The following is a 17,000-nucleotide window of genomic DNA, read 5'->3' as shown; positions in this document are numbered from 1 at the left end:
TGTTTTATATTATTTTGAAGGTTTTACATCGACTCTAAACTGAGCCCTGTCCATCTCCTTATCCTTTTGTCTCTTCCACGCATGAAGAACTAGTGCTATTGTTACAACTCCATAGGATACGAACATTCTAAAGTATTCACCAAGCATAGCAGAACCTGTAAGGTTTTTGCCTGCCATAGGCATAACTACAAACATAAGATGGAAAAGCCCCGTACCTACTATTGCATTTAAAATTGTTGCTTTACTAACAGTAGCACCTCCAACCAGTAGTGCTGCTGCTGCAAACAGTGCTGCCTGATCAGCTCCATTGTATGTGTTTATAGTCCCTATGTTTTGAAGATATATAATCTGTCCATAGCATGCAAGAACAGTTGATATAATAATTGATTGTATACGAGTCTTTTCTACTTTAATTCCTGCTGCATCAGCAACAGCCATATCCTGCCCTACAGCTCTCATGTCCTGTCCAAGTTTTGTCTTTCTAAACCAAGCTGTAAATATGCAAATCGCAACAATAATAAGAATTGTTCCAAAGGAAACAGGAACTCCTCCTATTTTAACCCTTAATAATTTATCAAAGGCTCCTGCAGTATCAAGATTTATTGCATTTCTTATTCCATATCCCCTTGATAGCAAAAGCTTTGGATTTTTAATTGGTATTATGCTTCCGCAAAGATAAAGAAGGAAAAATTGATATATACCAGATATAAAAAGTCCCAGCATCATTGATGTTATCATTTCGCGTCCCTTTGCTCTATTTAAAACAGCTCCACCAAAGTACCCAAGAATTATGGATATTGGTGTTGATATAATCATTGCCACAACTAATCCTAAAGCCCCTTTAATACCCCAATCTGTAACAAAAATTAATCCTATTTGTCCTGCCATTGCTCCTAATACCATACCAAAGTTTATACCCATACCAGCCATAACAGGAAGCAAAAGCGATAGCACAAGGAACGTATCCCTTGTTAATCTTGTTACAATCTCTCTTACAAGATATATCCCTGTAAATTTTGAAAGGGGTATTGCAATTGCACTTATTATTATAAATAGTATCGGTACTGCACTATCTATAAAAAATCTTCTAACTGATTTCATATTAAGCTCCATGTTTCTACCTCGCTTTCCTTGTTAAGGCATATACTATCATACCATTTGATACTATAATTCTTATAACTTCTGAGACATCTATGCTTATAGCGCTGTTTATAACAGATGGCGTCATAGTAAGTATGCCCTGGAATAGTATAGTACCTATTATTACATTACCAATTGATGCTTTGTTCACCGATGCCCCACCTAAAAGTATTGCAGCAACCGATGGAAAAACAAAGGATAGAGGGGCGTTGAACATCTGGATGAAACCAAAGCTTTGCTGGTAAACGATAATTCCAATGGCAGCCAATATCGTTGAAAAGATAACTGATATAACTCTCATCTTATCAACATCAATCCCGGCAGCCCTTGCATATTCAGGATTAGATCCAACTGCTGTTATGGCAACACCGATTTTGGTTCTAAAAAATGCCCATACAATAAAACTCATTAAAGCAAAAAATAGAAACATGCCTGTTGGGAAAGTAAAGTGATCAGTAATGTTTATTTTTAAGAAATCACTTATAACATGATACCAATATTCCTGAACACTTATTGTTACACGAAGTCCTGTGCCCTTAAATCCTTGAACACTTGAAGGATTTTTAAAAGGAAGTACTATCCACATCATATTCATAAAGAATATAAAGGAGTAACCAACATAAGTTGCGATAATCATTTCATCGCCCTTTACTCTGTTAAGAAGTTTTCCATAAAAATATCCAAATATAGTTGCTGCAATGATAGCAATTGCAAAGGCTGCTAATATACCCACAATACCTGTTAGCCTTAATTCAAGGCTCATAACTGCTCCTATAAGCCCTGCAACAAGTCCTACTGGTATACCAAAGTTAAGGCCGCAGCCAGATTGTATCATAGGTACCATTGACAAAACAAGAATAGCATTCATTCCGAATCTGACAAAAACATCATTTAAAGACATATCAGTTGATACACCGAAAAATGGCCCCGCAATGAACAATGATATTAAGAATAATGCTATAATTATACGTGGCCAGCCAAAGCTCTTTATAAATTGATTAATTCTGTTCATTGCTTTCACCTTCTTCCTCAAGTTTATCTATCCCAGACATTAAAAGGCCAAAATCAGTAACGGAAACCTTTGCTGGAAGTATTCCAGCTATTTTACCTTCACTTACAATCGCAATCCTATCACAGATTGAACGTAATTCCTCAAGCTCTGAAGATATCATAACTATTGTGGTATTATTCTCCTCATTGTAGCGTCTTAGAGCATCAAGAACTAATTTCTTAGCCCCAACATCTATACCTCTTGTAGGTTCAGAAACAAATAAAAGCGTTGGCTCAAGAGCAAAGGCCTTTGCAAGGCAAACCTTCTGCTGATTTCCACCTGAGAGCTGCCTTACCTTTTGTTTTTCACTTGTACATTTAATATCAAGCTCTTTTATATATTTATTGGCACATTCTTTAATTGCTTTATCATCACACCACTTAATAAGTCCACCAAGGTATTTTTTTATAAACTTATCTTGAACCTGCATAGCATTAAAAGCTATATTCATATCAATTGGTTCATCAAGCAAAAGTCCTACCCCTCTTCTGTCCTCCGAAACAAAGGCAAGTCCACTTTTTAGTGCATTATAGGTATTGTTCAGCGGAAGATTTTTACCATTTAATTTAACTTCTCCTCCTGATGCAAAAAGTCCCATTATACCATTTGGAATACCAAGCTTCCCTTGCCCCGCAAGTCCTCCAATTCCAAATATCTCTCCTCTTCTTACACTAAAAGTAACATCTTTTACAGTTTCTCCAGGCATATCTACCCAGAGGTTTTTAACTTCAAGAATTATGTCTTTATCGCTACTTTCACGTGGTTTTATATTTCTTTCACTCTCAACAGAGCGACCAACCATCCACTCTGCTATTTGCCTTATGTTAACACCTTCAACCGGCCTTTCAACTATAACTACACCATCTCTTAAAACAACAAGTTTATCGCAGGATGATATTATTTCATTTAGCCTATGAGAAATAAAAATAATTGAGACTCCTAAATCAGCAAGTCTTCTCATAGCCTTTAATAGTATATCAGCTTCTGTTTCAGTCAAAACTGCAGTTGGCTCATCAAGAACAAGAAGCTTAACTTTCTCCCTATCAATTTCTCTAGCAATTTCTATAAATTGCTTATGCCCTACTGGCATTTCAGATACTAATGTATCTGGATCTATGTCAACCCCTAAAGTTTCGATTGCTTTTTGTGCTGATTTTTGCATTTCCTTTTCATCAATAGTTTCAAGTTTCTTACCGAATATTTTTGATATAACATTAGGTTTTGTTTTCTCAACATTAAGAAGTATATTTTCTGCAGCTGTAAATCCAGGTATTAACGAAAACTCTTGATGTACCATTCCTATTCCTGCATTTAATGCATCAAGAGGGTTTTTGAAGTTAACCTTCTGTCCATCAAGGTATATATTTCCTTCATATCCTCCTGTTTCATGAATTACATTCATTCCAAAAAGTATTTTCATAAGAGTTGATTTACCTGCACCATTTTCTCCAACAAGTCCTAATATTTCCCCTTTTTTGAGGGTAAAATTTACATCCTTCAGTACTCTATTACCTTCAAATTGTTTTCCAACATTTTCTACTTTTAATAAAATGTTTCCCTCCGACATTTTTTCACCTCTTAATTATGAAGTCAGAATAGCTTTAAAACAAACAAGTACCCACTCGCAAAGCGAGTGGTTACTTGTCTACTTAATATTTTTTACTTAATGTTATTGTATTTTTCTGGAATTGTTTCCTTAGTCTGTCCAAGGTATCCTTGACCTAAAACATAAGTATCCTGGTAAACTAAAACGTGGTTTTTCTTTTCCTGTCCAGTTGCAACATCAACATAATATGATCCATTCCACTGTGCTCCTGGAGTATACTTTTCAAAGCACTTCATTAAGTCATCAAAGGAATCCTTCTTTGCAGTTCCTTCAACTACTCTCTTACCAAATTCTGCAAGAGCTTCTGTTGTTGTATAGTTAAAGGAATATGCCCAAGTTCCCATTCTCTTTCCGCCGCCTTTAGCAACTACAGTATCTTCAACCTTCTTAAGTATTGCTGGCCAATTTCCTGCTTCTGCCTTAAGATCTATTCCAAAAGCTCCTGGATATCCCATAATTGGTGATGGAAGATCTGGCTCAACGAATATTGCACCAAGTTCAGCAACCTTCTTTAAAAGAGGCTCTGTCTGAGCATCGTTAGTACAGAAGAAAGCTGTATCTTTACCATATTTCTTTACCCATTCTGGCATTTTTTCAAGTATGAACTGCTGAGCACCTGGAATTCCAACGTCACTCATTGGGTCTGGAGCAGTTTCAAAAGCAAACTTTAATCCTAAATCTTTACAAGCTTCTTCCATTATCTTTCTTCTTCTTGAAAGAAGTTCAATACTCATGTGTCTTGGGAAAGAAATGTGAACAAATGTCTTTGCTCCCATCTTCTTTGCAGCAAGAATCATAAGGTATCCACGTTTTACGTTATCAACATCAACAACAAGATCTGATGCTTCCTCTATCATGTTAGGATCTTCCTGGGGTGATCCTGCAAGAAGTAATATATCTGGTCTTGTTTCCTTTATCTTTTTAAATGCTGCAACAGTTCCAGGAACTGACTGGTTTACAACGATAACCTTCATAAGCGGGTCATCTGCAAGGCCTACAATTTGAGCAATGGTTGTCTCCTGCTCCTGCATGAAGTTGTCAGGATATGTAACGTGCTTTACTATTCCTCCGTTATCAACGTCACCATATTCCTTTATAAAAGCTTCAGCGCCTCTAAGTTCATCTTCTGATTGTGCAACAGTTCCTGTTACAATTCCAATGTGGAACTTTTGCTCCTTTGTTTGGTTTTGCTGCCCAGAATTCTGAGAACTTTGATTATTCTCCTTTTGACCACAAGCAGCAAAACTTAAAGTCATAACAGCTGCAAGTAAAAATGCTATTACTCTTTTCAATAATATCCCTCCTATAATTTTATATTTAAAAATTATAAATATGTAAATATATATTTCTTTATGCATTTAAATATTCCTATTTTTTTAACATTTTTCTCTGAAAATTTTTTAAATCGCACAAAAAATATATTATCATTCATTTTTTATTACATTGTAGATATTTTGTATTTATTTTTTGGTCTTCCAACTTGTCCATAAACAGGTATTATCTCTACTACTCCCTCTTCAATTAAATATTGAATATATCTATGCACAGTCTGGTAAGCAAGGTTTACTCCCTTTGTTATCTCATCTATTGTTAATGCCTCATGCTGACTTAAATAGTTACAAATAACATCGAGGGTGGCTTTACTTATTCCTTTTTCAATGAATATTTGCTTTCTTTCTCTTTCATAATTCTCCTGCATCTCATTTATCATAATATTTATTTTTATACGTGATATAAGATCAGGGGTTCTTATTGGTTTTAAAGCAAAATCGCTTGCCCCTGCTGCTATAAATTTTTCAGCAATTTCCTGCCTCTCATCAACAGTTAGAACAAGTATTGATACGACTTTATTAAACTCACGAATCTTTTTTACTGTAGTAAGTCCATCCCAATCCGGCATGTGATAATCTACAATTACAAGGTTTGGATTTGTTTTCTTACATAGCTCATAACCATCCTTACTATTTTTGGCTATAATACCTTCCCACCCTCCATATTCACATATCTCTTTAATTGTATATTGAATATCTGGCTCATCATCTATTATAACTATCTTTTTTTTATTTATAGATTTATTCAAAATACCCACCTCTTGTATTAAACTTTTTAAATCTTATGCAGAAGGTAAATATATAATAACAGTCGTGCCTTCATCCTTTTTGCTTATAATATCTATTTTACCTTCATTTTCTTCAATTACCTTTTTTACGAACCAAAGACCAAGGCCAGAGGTTTTATTTGTTGAATATCCAATTTCAAATATCTTTGAAATTTCTTCATTATTAATTCCTACACCATTATCCTTAACCATTATACTTATTCCAAAATCACAGTTTTTTACCTCAAGGATTATATGTTTATGATCTTGTTTACAAGGAACAATAATTGCATTTTCAAGTATGTTCATTATTGCTCTTGCCATTCTTATTTTGTTTACATACAGATTAGGTAATGAATCAGAAACTATTATATCTATTTTTATTGAATTATCCTCAAGAGGTATCTGTGCCCTAACATAGTCTATAAGTTCTTCGACTTTTATACTTTGCCTTGAGTTCTCATATAAAAAGCACGATATCATCTCATTCATCTTATCAACAGAGCCTTCTATACGCTCACAGTATTCCTTTATCTTTCTTTCATCCTTTGATATGGAAAGTAATGAGCTTAACCCTCTTATAGTTACAAGTGGAGTTTTTAAATCATGTACCAGTGTCTTCATTTCATTGTTGATCCTATTTTGTAGTACCTTAGACTTCATCTCCTGTAATTCTTTTTGCTTTTCATAGTTATCTTTCATTATTTTCATGTTTTTTGAATAGCTATTATATAGCATAGCTGTTGAAAAAGCTAATAGAAAAAGTGATAAGAAAAATGCAAAACCACTAAAATTTAATACAGCTTGAGAATTTAAATATATTGAAGCAGTTTTTATGCTATATGGTATATCACTTTGACCTAAATTATATATTGATAAAGCTGGCATTATATTAAGCCATTCAAAAGCAAAAAAAACCTGAAAAGACATTATAAAAATAATAAAAAAACTGCTTGTTTCATTGAATAGCTTATCATACATAAAAAGGCAAATAATTAATGATGCTGATGTAGTTATAATCTCCTGTGGAAAGTCTACTAATATCATACTTATTATATAGTATATAAGAACTATAAAAGCACTAATTAACTTCTTATTTTTGAAAGACTTTTCTGTCTTTAAATAGTATATAATAATTATAATACCTAAAAACATCATGCTGTTTTTTACTGCATATAAAAAGCTCATCAGAGCTGAACCTAATATGAGATATCCACTATCTCCCAACAATATCGCATCTTTTATTTTATATATTATACTAAACCAGATATTTCTCATAGTTAAAGGATAATAAATACTAAATATCAAAAGGATAATACCAGAATATAAATATAAACCTCTTAAATTATTTTTATGTGTTCCCATAAAAAACCTCTCTTTTTTATCTAAAGGCTGATGAAAAAGGCTCAAGTACATCGTTAACTTTATTTATAAGTGTTAATGGTATTTTATTTTCTTTTGCAAGCTCTGATATATACTTATCCTTATCAGAATCTTTTGTAGCTATTAAATAATCTGTATTTTGACTTAGTATTTTTAAAAGTTCATCTGTTCTTTTGTTTCTCCTCTCAAATCCACCCAAAAAAATAGTTATGACTACTTTATTGTCTTCCTTTGCTCTTTTTAAAAGATTTTTTACCCTGTTTTTTTCTTCATTATATGTGATATCATGAAATTTTTCTCCTATTAAACTATACCCTACAACAAATACAACCGTATTTACACCATCTAAATCCTGTAATGTTGCCTTTGGCATAAAATAATTGTGTATAGTAAGTTTATTTGCTACATCATATATTATATAAATATCTGGACTCTGTCCTGCTGATGTGATAAGCACATATTCTTTTGCAATGGGCTGGGGAATACTTGGAAGTAGCAATACATTTATATCCTTTTGACTTTTATTTGAGTTATATTCATTTAAAGCAATAATTAAAAATAGTAAAAAAGCTATTATAAAAATATATTTTCTTTTCATCATGTATTCACCCATCATTTTATTCTATATCTACACATTCTAAAGATTCATTTCCTGTAATAGAAGGTACATATCCTTTAACCGATACATTTAAAACCATTATTGGCATATTATGTGTAAGAGGTATTGAAGGCATATCATCATTTATAATCTGAAGCAAATTTTTATACAGCAATTTTCTAAAATTTAAATCATCAGTTTGCCTTGCTTGGACCAAAAGCATGTCCACTGTACTATTGCAATAAAAAGAATAATTACTTGCACAGCCACGTTTTGCATTATCAGATGAAAAAAGTGTATTTAAAAAATTATCCGGATCAATATTATCTCCCATCCATCCTATCAAAGCCATCTCATGCTCTCCATTTTTAATTCTATTCAAATACTCATTCCAATTTAACGTTTTTATTGTTACATTAATTTTTATTTTTTTTAGATTATCTTTAATATAATTTGCTGTTTCAATAGGTTTAGGAAGATAGCTTCGAGGACTGTTCATTACCCATAAAGTTGCACTAAATCCTTTATAATAGCCAGCTTTTTTTAATAGCTCCCTTGCCATTTTTATATCATATTCCCTTTTATCTATGTCTTCATCATACCCAATAAGCAAGGGGGGGATAAATGTCTTTGCAGGCTTTGCAAAATCTGCGTATACTTTTTTTATCATATCTTTTTTATCAATTGCATAGTTTATAGCTAATCTTACGTTTTTATTATTAAATGGAGCCTTTTTATTATTTAATGCAATATATGCCACATTAAAACACGGCCTTAAAATAAGCCTAAAATTTGAATTATCTTCAATTAATACAGCTTCATCGGGGTTTATGTCATCAGCGATATGTATTTTACCTTCTTTTAATTCATCAATTCTTTCTTTATCTGATGGTATAACTTTAAATTCAACTTCATCAACCTTTGAAGATTGCCCCCAGTATTGCTCATTTTTTGTAAGTATTATGCTTTTATTTATATCCCATCTTTTAAATATAAAGGGGCCTGTACCAACAGGATGTTTGTACACATCATCCCCATATTTTTTTATTGCCTCAGGGCTTGAAATTGCAAAAACTGGCATAGCAAGGCAGCTTAAAAAAGGAGCATAAGGTTTATTTAATTTTATTTCAACACTATATTTATTTAAAGCATTAACATCTTTTATAAGACCAGGAGATCCATTAAATACATAATTCCAGTATTCAAATTTACCATTGTGATATGGGTTTTTATCATCCATCCATCTTTTAAAATTAAAAACAACTGCATTGGCATCAAAAACCGTACCATCATGAAATTTTACTCCCTGCCTTAGCCTAAAAGTCCATGAAAGTCCATCTTCACTTGATTTCCAGCTTGTTGCAAGAGCAGGTACTATATCTTTTCCATCTTTTTCATATTTCACAAGGGTTTCAAATATATTAACTGTAACTCTTAAAGAGTCAATATCAGTTATGTTAGCAGGGTCAAGGCTTAAAGCATCATTTGCACGACCTATAATAAGCTTTTTAGGCTTGTTAACATTTGACAAAGGCTTTTTATTTATATTTTTCATATCAACTTTATACTCAATAACAAGCATAAAAATTATAATCATTATAATTAAGATACAATTTATCTTATACCATCTTTTCACTTTTATACCTCCAAACCGCAGGTATTAGATGATTTATTAAATTTAATTTTAGCGAATAATTTTTCAAAATGCAAAATAAATTAATTCAAAACACAAAGTGATTAATATATATTAATAATCAAAAAAAGTGCAGAAAACCTGCACTTTTTTTGATTATCCATATTCACTAAAAGTTCCATTTTAATTATCTTTTGCTTAATATTTTTAAAACCGTTACTTTTTATAACCCTAACACATCTGATATTTCACACATTGCATCTAATGAAATCTGTGCAAAGTCCTGAAAGCTTATCCCAAGATTTTCAATTGACCTCATAGCTTCTCTATTTGCCCCCGCTGCAAACCTTACCTCATCCATCCTTTTTACTATTGATTTTACCTTTACACTTTTTACCTTCTTATCAGGATAAACAAGAGCAATGGCTGTTATAAATCCTGTTATCGGGTCAGAAGCATAAAGGGCTCTGTCTAAAGAATTAGTTATTGGTGTGTTAGTAGCTTCATTGTGTGCTAAAATCGCATGATACATCTCGTCATTTCCAAAGGAAACATCTTTTAATATTTCAATTGTTTTAGGACCATGGAGCGAAGGATCATTTTTCCAATCAACAACATCACAATCTAAGTCATGTAAAAGGCCCACTATACCCCAAAAATCTACTCTCTCAGGATCAAGCTTTTTTGCAAGGGCTCTCATAACACTTTCAACAGCATAAGAGTGTTTTATTAAATGTGGTGAAGTTAAATATTTCCCTAAAAGTTCAACTGCTCTTTCTCTATCCATTTTTTACCTCCGTAAATCCTCAAGTTTTTAAAATAATTATAATATTTAAAACAAAAATATTCAAATATATTGCTAAAATGAGGGACAGTTACTTATTTTATCTATTTATTAATCAAATGATTTCATATCATATACCTCTATTTTAGATTTCACTTTAAAGAAATTCATAAATAGGATCTTTAACACATAATAGAAGTTTTAGTATTAAAAAAGTCCTATATAAAATATAAGCAAGCAGCTACCTTAATAGCTGCTTGCTGTTGTTTATTCTCTGTTTAAAATCATGTTTACTATAACTCCAACTATTGCTGCAAAACTAAGACCGCTTATGCTTACTGTTTTTGTTACAGGTATTCCTATATTTATCTTTGCATAAGTTGGTAGGAGCCCAAGGATTAATACCGTTGCCATTATTATTATATTCTTTATATTAAACTCAACCTTACTATTTTTTATAGTTTGAACTCCAATAAGAGCTATCATTGAGTAAAGCATAAAGCTTATTCCACCCATTACAGGGACTGGTATAGTCTTTAGAAATCCCCCAACCTTTCCTACGAACCCGAGTATCATTGCAAAAACTGCAGTCATTCTAAGTATTGATGGATCGTAATTTTTAGTTATCGCTAAAACTCCTGTATTTTCTCCGTAAGTTGTGTTTGCCGGCCCTCCTATTAAACCCGCAACCATAGTTGCAAGTCCATCACCTAAAAGAGTTCTATTAAGGCCTGGATCCTTTATAAAATCCTGTCCTACTACTTGACCGTTAGTAGTTATATCACCTATGTGTTCCATGAATACCGCAAGAACCACAGGTGCTATTACTGCTATTGCTGCTATATCAAACTTTGGCAAAGTAAAGTTTGGCACTGCAATAAGGGCTGCTGTTTTAACAGCTGTTGTATCAACTATCCCCATTACTGCTGATAATATATACCCGGTAGTAACCCCTATTATTATTGATAGCTGCTTTAAAAGCCCCTTTCCAAAGAAAGTAACACATACAGCAGTTAATAGGGTTACTATTGATACTATGAAGTTTGTTTTTGCACTTCCATAAGCAACTGGAACTAAATTTAAACCTATTACCATAATCATAGGCCCAACAACCTGTGCTGGAAGTACCTTTCTTATCCTTTCAACACCTATTTTTTCAACCGCAAAGGATACAATAACATATATTAAACCAGCTACTACTATCCCGCCCTGTGCATATCTTAAATCTCCATAAGCCTGTTTTACTGCTATAATACCAGGAATAAAAGCAAAGGATGAACCAAGGAAAACAGGAACCCTCTTTTTAGTACAGAGGTGAAAAATATACGTTCCAAGTCCTGCTGAGAATATTGCAACTGATGGGTCAAGACCTGTTAAAATAGGAACTAAAACTGTTGCTCCAAACATTGCAATAAGATGCTGAATGGCAAGTATTACTTTTTTTAACTTATCAAAAGTTGAAATTTCTTGAACCATAATTTCATTTGTTATCGCTTTTTCTGTCATTTTTTAACTCCTCCTTCTTTCTCAGCCTCACAGGACTGATTTAAAAGTTTTTTACATAAAAAAACTTCTTACCAACTGGTAAGAAGTTATAAGCACATCATGATATATTATCCATGCATCTTACCAGCCTCACAGGACTGATTTAAAGAACTCACTTATCTATTAAATATTAACATAAATATTTATAGTATGCAAGACTTTTTATTCATTTTAAATTTATTTTAAAATCTTGCCATTAACATAAACATGATAGCCATTCGTTATAATATTATTTATACTGCCATTAAATTCTGTTATATATGCATTCCCAGTTAATGTCCAGGTACTTGTATTATCTAAAGTAACTGAAGCAGAGCCTTCCTGTCCCTTTGAGTTTATAGTACCTTTAAATTTGCTTCCGTTCTTCATTGAGAAATTTAAAGATGAAATTTTATCAACTTTAATATATCCTTCTAACAATTGATTGTTTACTATAAACTCACATGTTCCACCGTTGCTTCCAGATTTTCCCCATCCACGTGAACCATCATTCCCTGATACTGTAAGCAGGTTGCCATTAGCATAAGTTAAAGAAACATTTGTAAGATTTATTTCAGCTGATGTGTTTGTAACATAAAACATATCTCCATTTTTTGCAATTAGTGAGCCATTTGTCATTGTAAAAGATCCTTTACCTATGCTTGCATCACCAGACATACTTTGATAAATCATTACATTCTGTATATTTTCGCTGCTATTTTCCCCATAAGTCCCCTTCATATTACCTGTAACAATACAATTATTTAATTTAACAGAATTTTTACCCTCTATTACAACTGCTTCAGAACCATTAGCAGTAAGAGTTGCACTGTCAACAGAAATATTAGCCGTACAATATATAGCTGGGGATCCTGTACCATTTGTTACATAGCTACCACCTTTAACAGTTAGTGTACCTCCTCCACGGTCACTACGAATTGCCGCACTTGAAGCACCTTGGGTTTCAATGTCTAAGTTTGAAGCTTGAAGAGTAGCTCCTCCTGCAACTTCAATTCCACCAGAATTTCCTTTTTGAGTTCTAATTTTAGTATCAGTAATATTTACACTCGTACCAGAGCCATAAGCAAAAACGCCATTACTTCCTGATGCATTAGTAGAAACTGTACTACCTTTAATAGTTAGAGTAGATTTATCACGTGCAAGAATACCTGCATTCAATCCATAAAAATCACTATTTTCACTACTTGAAGAATCACCTGTTTTAGTTATACTAACATTATTCAAGTTAACTTTTGCACTATTTTCAACTCGAATTACATTTTCATCCTTATTGCTTGAAGTATAACTCTTATCGCTAAGGGTTGTATCTTTGTTAAAAGTATTTGCACCAGTACCACTACTTTCTGTAGATGAACCACCACCAGGCATACCTGATGCAAAATTATTATTATTAGATTTTACTGTAATAGAAACAATTGTATTATTTTCATCAAATTTAATCTCTAAAATACTGTTTTTTGTTATACTTGATATGTTACCTTTTATACTCTGTCCGTTTGACTCAACTGAAATTAAATCTTGATTATTTATAACAAGAGTTACTTCATTACTACTTGTTTCAGTTTGAGATTGAGATTTAGATTTATTATTTTCTTGATTTTCTACATTATTATCTGAAATATTATTGGGCATATCTTGCGGCTGAGAATTAGAAGCCATATTATTATCACTTGCCATATTCGAAGATTGGCTACTGCTATTGGCTGTTTCATTATTAGGCATACTTGGTGGGATGTTCGCCATCTTCATATTCATATTACCCATACCCATTCCGCCATTTGAAATTATCTTTAAAGTAATTTGATTATCTTTAACAGCAGTAACCTGCCCAACTAAAGTTGTATTTATAAAATATAGTTGAGCCTTTGAAGAATTGTCACAACCTATAAGAACTAGCAAAATAGCAATGATAACAAATAAAAATAATTGTTTGAACTTTTTCATTTGTATTCTCCTTTCTTTTATCTTGTTAATGCTATTTACTCTCTTAAACTTATAAATTCAAAATAAAATTATAAACATCTTTATGTAAAATAGTAACATAATAAAAAATATAAAAAAAGCAAATAGGCTTAAAAAAATAAATATTAATTATTTTCATAATCAATTGATTATAATAACCCAAAATAATATTGTAAAAACATACCCTTAGCATTGAGGATAGGTGGCAAGTTTAATTAATCGGCCATATACAAGCCCGGAAAAATAACTAAATAATTTTTTATCTCAATGTAAAGGGTACGTTTTGAAAAAAGTAATATTATGTTTAGCAATAATTATTAAAAAATCTATATAAAATTATAAGGGGGATCTATTTTAATTAATTTTAATAATCATTTAAAAAGTTATTTCTATTAAATTAGCTTTTTATAGTCTTATATCATTATTTATAAAGCATCTATTCTCTAATCATTAATTTTTCTTTTCTAAATTCTACATTTTTATTTTATAATAAAAAAAATGGCCAATTCTCCTCAAAAATGTGGCAAGATTGTGGTCATTCGGTCATTTGGGACAGTTACTTATTATTAGTATTATCTTATATTTATTTTAAGCTTAAATGTTATGTGATTTTGGCTACAGTGGTTATAGGACGTTTACTTATTATTTTTATTCTTTATATTTATTTAGATCTAATTAATTTCAATTACATATTTTTAAAGACTTTTTATCATAGCTTGTCCACTTATATAACATATTCTTACTTCAATACCATTTATTTTTCTTTTCATTCAATTGACTTCTAATAAAAATAATATTATTCTACACCAGCGACACTAATATATCATTTACTATATCTTTATATTTCTCTTCCTTTACAAGCTCCCTCCCAAGGGAACATAGCTTTGAAACGTTAGATTGCCCCATATTCCCAAGTATCCTGCATATATCGGCACATCTTAAATCACAAAACTTTCTTAACACAAAGCATAGTATTGCCTTTGCTTCCTTTGCCTCCTTTGCCCGCTTTATCCTTAGCATTAGCTTATCTACGTTGAATTTTTGTGATATTAATTCTATTATTTTATCAGGGGATAGATCCCTTACAAGGATTGTTCTCATGCTCCTATACTCTGTTCCTTCTTTCTTAAACTCTTCCCTTTGCGCATCAACAATACTTTTTACTTTAAATACAAAGTCTTTGTACATAGCCCTTGCTGTAGCTTCCTTTAGGCTAAACATGGATAATATAAATTTGTCATCTATAAGTTCAAATTCATCTGTCTTTTGCCCTAAGAATATGCCTAAAGATGAAAAGCGGTAATCCTGTGGATTTTTATCGTAGCCTTTTAGGTCTGTTGCGTTAAAGTGAACATAAGCTGTTAAGGCAAAGAGGTATCTATCATCCTTTACGATTAAGCTTTTGAACCTGTCTTGAAAGAGATGGCCACTTCTTTCATACCTTTTATTAAAATACATGGCATATTTATAGTTTATAAAGTGCATTATTTTTGAGATATCTGCACCGTTTGCATCTATAATAAAATGAGCATGATTATCCATAAGGCAGTAGGAATAAACTCTAAATTCGAACTGTTCTTGGGCTTTTTTCATGTAGTCAAGGTATTTTATTTTATCCTTATCGTCTTTGTAGAGGAGAACTTCGGATATGCTTTTTACCATAACATGATAAATAGAATCATAGCTTTTTTGCCTTGCCATTCTTGGCATAAAAAAACACCTCCAACTTGGAATGTATTTTTAGTATTATTTTTCCAAGTTGGAGGTTTGTTTATTCATAGAATTGGTGTGAATGTACCTTAAATGAGTAACCGTCCCGGAAAGACAGGAAAAGACCGGGAAACCACAAAACACCTCAAGTAACCCCAAGAAAGCAAAAGGAGAAACCTAGATTTAATTGATGTAGATATATAGAAAATAAGTAACTGTCCCAAGTATCAATGATTTAAAATGGGATTTTCTTTCCATTTTTACGCCATTTAGCAAATTCAGCTGTTGCTGTAAAAAGTACATCTGTGGATGAATTAAGTGCTGTTTCACATGAATCCTGAATAACGCCTACTATAAAACCCACTCCAACTACTTTCATTGCAATATCATTAGGAATACCAAACAAACTGCATGCAAGAGGAATAAGTAATAACGAACCTCCGGCTACTCCTGAAGCACCGCAAGCACTTATCGCAGATAATATACTAAGGATAAACGCTGTAGGTATATCTACTTTAATACCAAGTGTATTAACAGCTGCAAGCGTTAATACAGAAATTGTTACTGCTGCTCCTGCCATATTAATTGTTGCACCTAATGGAATAGATACTGAGTAAGTATCCTTATCTAATCCTAATCTTTCACATAAATTCATATTAACAGGAATATTTGCTGCCGAACTACGTGTGAAGAATGCTGTTATACCACTATCCTTTAAACACTTAAATACAAGAGGATATGGATTTTGATGAATGTATAAAAACACAATAATTGGATTAAGAACAAGTGCCACAAATAGCATAGTGCCAACCAAAAGTATTAATAATTGTCCATAGCTAAAAAGGGATTCAATTCCATTTGTAGCTATGGATTCAAAGACAAGTCCCATTATTCCTAATGGTGCAAAGTTTATTATCAATCTTACTACTTCAGATAGTGCATCTGAAACATTAGAAATAATAGTTTTTGTTGAACTTGCCGCATTCCTTAATGCAATACCTAAAATTACAGCCCAAGATAATATACCAATGTAATTAGCATTATATAAAGCTTTTACTGGATTTTCAACAATGTTCAATAACAATGATTTTAATACCTCTACAACCCCACCTGGAGGTGTTAAATTTTCTGTACCAGGACCTCCTGGAAGAGTTATTCTTATTGGGAAAATAAAACTTGCTATAACAGCTATAAGACCTGCTAAAAATGTTCCTATTAAATAAAGAACCAAAATAGATTTCATGTTAGTTTTATGACCACTTTTATGCTGGGATATTGCAGACATTACTAAAAAGAATACTAGCATTGGAGCAATTGCCTTTAATGCGCCAACAAATAAAGAACCTAAAATTACAATCGGCTTTGCTTTTTCGGGAATAGTTAAAGCTAAAATAATTCCAATAATGAGTCCTACGATTATTCTTTTTACAAGGCTTAAATCATTCCACTTTTTAATTAGGTTGTTCAAATCTTTCCCCTCCAAATATAGT

13 protein-coding genes are annotated in these 17,000 nt (G+C 32.1%); all 13 read right to left on the bottom strand.

Going from position 1 to position 17,000, the window contains the following annotated elements:
* Nucleotides 1–9: 9 nt before the first annotated feature.
* The gene (locus FDN13_RS08270; RefSeq protein ID WP_138979763.1) at nucleotides 10–1,113 is read right to left on the bottom strand and encodes an ABC transporter permease subunit; all 1,104 of its coding nucleotides are present in this window, start codon (nucleotides 1,111–1,113) and stop codon (nucleotides 10–12) included.
* A 4-nt stretch (nucleotides 1,114–1,117) separates the two neighbouring features.
* Nucleotides 1,118–2,152, bottom strand: a complete 1,035-nt coding sequence (locus tag FDN13_RS08265) for an ABC transporter permease subunit (protein ID WP_138979762.1) — start codon at nucleotides 2,150–2,152, stop codon at nucleotides 1,118–1,120.
* Nucleotides 2,139–3,758: a sugar ABC transporter ATP-binding protein gene (locus FDN13_RS08260; protein WP_138979761.1), complete on the bottom strand. Its 1,620-nt coding sequence runs from the start codon at nucleotides 3,756–3,758 to the stop codon at nucleotides 2,139–2,141. Before FDN13_RS08260 ends, FDN13_RS08265 begins: the two co-directional genes overlap by 14 nt.
* A 92-nt stretch (nucleotides 3,759–3,850) precedes the next feature.
* The gene (locus FDN13_RS08255; protein ID WP_371414812.1) at nucleotides 3,851–5,089 is read right to left on the bottom strand and encodes a DUF3798 domain-containing protein; all 1,239 of its coding nucleotides are present in this window, start codon (nucleotides 5,087–5,089) and stop codon (nucleotides 3,851–3,853) included.
* 146 nt (nucleotides 5,090–5,235) lie between these two features.
* Nucleotides 5,236–5,877 (bottom strand): response regulator, encoded by a 642-nt coding sequence (locus tag FDN13_RS08250; protein WP_243120198.1) that lies wholly within the window; start codon nucleotides 5,875–5,877, stop codon nucleotides 5,236–5,238.
* A 33-nt stretch (nucleotides 5,878–5,910) separates the two neighbouring features.
* Nucleotides 5,911–7,260 (bottom strand): ATP-binding protein, encoded by a 1,350-nt coding sequence (locus FDN13_RS08245; RefSeq protein ID WP_168190114.1) that lies wholly within the window; start codon nucleotides 7,258–7,260, stop codon nucleotides 5,911–5,913.
* A gap of 16 nt (nucleotides 7,261–7,276) precedes the next feature.
* On the bottom strand, nucleotides 7,277–7,876 hold the full coding sequence (locus FDN13_RS08240) for a DUF6305 family protein (protein WP_138979759.1): 600 nt from the start codon (nucleotides 7,874–7,876) through the stop codon (nucleotides 7,277–7,279).
* Between the two features lie 19 nt (nucleotides 7,877–7,895).
* Nucleotides 7,896–9,512, bottom strand: a complete 1,617-nt coding sequence (locus FDN13_RS08235) for an ABC transporter substrate-binding protein (protein ID WP_138979758.1) — start codon at nucleotides 9,510–9,512, stop codon at nucleotides 7,896–7,898.
* A gap of 220 nt (nucleotides 9,513–9,732) precedes the next feature.
* Nucleotides 9,733–10,296 (bottom strand): HD domain-containing protein, encoded by a 564-nt coding sequence (locus tag FDN13_RS08230; RefSeq protein ID WP_138979757.1) that lies wholly within the window; start codon nucleotides 10,294–10,296, stop codon nucleotides 9,733–9,735.
* Nucleotides 10,297–10,560: 264 nt separating this feature from the next.
* Nucleotides 10,561–11,799, bottom strand: coding sequence for a uracil-xanthine permease family protein (locus FDN13_RS08225; protein ID WP_138979756.1), 1,239 nt, complete (start codon nucleotides 11,797–11,799; stop codon nucleotides 10,561–10,563).
* Nucleotides 11,800–12,015: 216 nt separating this feature from the next.
* Nucleotides 12,016–13,782, bottom strand: a complete 1,767-nt coding sequence (locus tag FDN13_RS14375) for a hypothetical protein (protein ID WP_138979755.1) — start codon at nucleotides 13,780–13,782, stop codon at nucleotides 12,016–12,018.
* A gap of 819 nt (nucleotides 13,783–14,601) precedes the next feature.
* Complete coding sequence (locus tag FDN13_RS08215) at nucleotides 14,602–15,510, bottom strand: transposase (RefSeq protein WP_138979754.1); 909 nt, start codon at nucleotides 15,508–15,510, stop codon at nucleotides 14,602–14,604.
* Between the two features lie 235 nt (nucleotides 15,511–15,745).
* Nucleotides 15,746–16,978: a serine/threonine transporter SstT gene (gene sstT, locus FDN13_RS08210; RefSeq protein WP_138979753.1), complete on the bottom strand. Its 1,233-nt coding sequence runs from the start codon at nucleotides 16,976–16,978 to the stop codon at nucleotides 15,746–15,748.
* Nucleotides 16,979–17,000: the final 22 nt, after the last annotated feature.

The organism is Caloramator sp. E03, from assembly GCF_006016075.1.
Lineage (GTDB): Bacteria > Bacillota > Clostridia > Clostridiales > Caloramatoraceae > Caloramator_B.
Note: the sequence above shows the minus strand (reverse complement) of the source record. Positions and strands in the feature narration are given on the sequence as shown.

Bases quoted from the DNA above. Each gene is read 5' to 3' on its own strand.
- FDN13_RS08270 (WP_138979763.1), bottom strand. From the start codon at position 1,113: ATGGAGCTTAATATGAAATCAGTTAGAAGATTTTTTATAGATAGTGCA.
- FDN13_RS08265 (WP_138979762.1), bottom strand. From the start codon at position 2,152: ATGAACAGAATTAATCAATTTATAAAGAGCTTTGGCTGGCCACGTATA.
- FDN13_RS08260 (WP_138979761.1), bottom strand. From the start codon at position 3,758: ATGTCGGAGGGAAACATTTTATTAAAAGTAGAAAATGTTGGAAAACAA.
- FDN13_RS08245 (WP_168190114.1), bottom strand. From the start codon at position 7,260: ATGGGAACACATAAAAATAATTTAAGAGGTTTATATTTATATTCTGGT.
- FDN13_RS08240 (WP_138979759.1), bottom strand. From the start codon at position 7,876: ATGAAAAGAAAATATATTTTTATAATAGCTTTTTTACTATTTTTAATT.
- FDN13_RS08230 (WP_138979757.1), bottom strand. From the start codon at position 10,296: ATGGATAGAGAAAGAGCAGTTGAACTTTTAGGGAAATATTTAACTTCA.
- FDN13_RS08225 (WP_138979756.1), bottom strand. From the start codon at position 11,799: ATGACAGAAAAAGCGATAACAAATGAAATTATGGTTCAAGAAATTTCA.
- FDN13_RS14375 (WP_138979755.1), bottom strand. From the start codon at position 13,782: ATGAAAAAGTTCAAACAATTATTTTTATTTGTTATCATTGCTATTTTG.
- FDN13_RS08215 (WP_138979754.1), bottom strand. From the start codon at position 15,510: ATGCCAAGAATGGCAAGGCAAAAAAGCTATGATTCTATTTATCATGTT.